Source organism: Streptomyces sp. CO7 (genome assembly GCF_053474865.1).
On sequence record NZ_JBRIOU010000002.1, the window covers coordinates 1,363,004 to 1,364,772 of the forward strand.

Annotated in this window: 1 protein-coding gene and 1 pseudogene; one reads left to right on the forward strand and one right to left on the reverse strand. The window is 75.8% G+C overall.

Annotation, left to right across the window (positions count from 1 at the left end; genetic code table 11):
• Positions 1–108: 108 nt before the first annotated feature.
• Complete coding sequence (locus tag ACOV8S_RS08190) at positions 109–1,062, reverse strand: FAD-dependent oxidoreductase (protein WP_448317005.1); 954 nt, start codon at positions 1,060–1,062, stop codon at positions 109–111.
• Here ACOV8S_RS08190 and ACOV8S_RS08195 point away from each other — a divergent pair.
• Positions 1,045–1,769 (forward strand): annotated as a pseudogene (locus ACOV8S_RS08195) (oxidoreductase); the annotation flags it as partial. The gene ACOV8S_RS08190 and the pseudogene ACOV8S_RS08195 sit on opposite strands and share 18 nt — an antisense overlap.

Below are 1,769 nucleotides of genomic sequence, written 5' to 3' on the forward strand. Positions count from 1 at the left end.
CCGCCCGCCTGTCCGACCACGCCGCCACCGAGGACGACTCCCCGGCGCCGGAACCGGGGCGGGGAGTCGTGAGGCCCGCGAGGGGTGGCCGGTCCCGGAACCGCCCCGTCACCCCGCCAGGGCTGCCGCCTCGTGGGCGCAGCCCCAGGCGACGGTGACGCCCGCGCCGCCGTGGCCGTAGTTGTGCACCAGCACACGCCCCCCGGCGCGGGTCTCCCGCTCGAGGCGCACCGACGGCCGCGCGGGCCGCAGCCCGACCCGGTGCTCCAGCACCCGCGCGCCTGCTATCTCCGGCCGCACCGCCGCGCACCGTGCCACGATCGCCTCGGCGGTCGCGGGGTCCGGCTCGGTCGACCAGTCGCCCACCTCCGCCGTCCCTCCGAGCAGCAGCCGCCCGGGCTGCGGCAGGAAGTACGTGGACCCCTCCCGGTCGTCGGCGACCGAGGTCAGCCAGGTGTCCACCCCCGGGTTCTCCACGACCACCAGCTGCCCCCGCACGGGATGGACCGAACCGTCCGGCACCAGTTCCCGCGCCCCGAGCCCGGTCGCGTTCACCACCACGGGCGCCTCGGCGGCCGGCTCGTCCAGCGAGCGCGCCTCCCGCCGTTCCACCTCCCCGCCCGCCGTGCGGAAACGTTCCCGCAGCCAGGGCAGATGGACCCGCATGTCGATCAGCGGCACCCGCGCCCACAGGCCACCACCAGGACATTCGCCCGGCGTCGCCTCCCGCAGCCCGGGAACCCGTGCGGCCCAGGGGCCGAGCTCGCCGAGGAAGGCACCGCCGTGGACGCCCGCCACCATGCGCACCCCGGTCTCCTCCGGCCGGGCGGCCAGCGCGGCGTACACCTCGTAGGACACCAGCGACCAGTCGCCGACCCGCTCCTCGGGCTCGATCCGGTACGGCCACCACAGGCCGCCCGCCACCTCCGAGGCGGCCGGCAGCGCGGAGCCCCGGTCCCACAGCCTCACCCGACGGCCGCTCTCCGCCAGCACCACGGCCGTGGTCAGGCCGATGACGCCGCCGCCGACGACGATCACTTCACCGTGCCGATCCCGTTCCATCCGCGGACCGTAACGGAATGCCAGGGACCGGGAACAGGGCGCCCGCACTGTGGGAATACTCGGACCATGGCTGCCGAGCACGCGACGCACGCGTCCTTCGCCCTCGCCCCCGCGACCCGCGCGGGCGCGGTCCTCGCCGGCGGGGCGCACGTCACCCACCGGGACTTCACCGACTTCGTCGTCGACGGGCGTCCGCTGCTCTTCCGCCTCGCGGACCTGGACGCGGTCTCCCCGCTCGCCGCCGACGTGCCGCCGGTCATCTTCGCCGAGCAGGTGCGCGCGCTGCTGCTGGAGGCGCCGGCCCCGTTGCCCGACGGGCGGTACCTCGTCTACGGCTGCCCCGAGTGCGCCGACCTCGCCTGCGGGGCGGTCACCGCGGTCATCGAACGACAGGGCGAGGACTACGTGTGGCGCGACTTCGCCTGGCAGAGCGACGAGCGTCCCGACCTGCGGCTCAACGGCTACCACGGTCTCGGACCCTTCCGTTTCCGCGGGGCGGAGTACCGCGAGGCCCTGACCGGCCTCCTGGAGTCCGCCCGTACCGAGGCGCGGGGCCGCAGGGTGCTGCTGATCGGCGCGCGGGCCGCCGTGCTCAACAAGCTCGCCGCCGCCCTGCGTTCCATCGGCATAGGGGCCGACATAGGCGACGACCCGGCCGAGGTGCCGCCCGAGGAACTGCGCGCCTACGGGGTGGTGGCGTTCGGACG

Coding starts and splice junctions, on each gene's coding strand:
- ACOV8S_RS08190 (WP_448317005.1), bottom strand. CDS start 1,062: ATGGAACGGGATCGGCACGGTGAAGTGATCGTCGTCGGCGGCGGCGTC.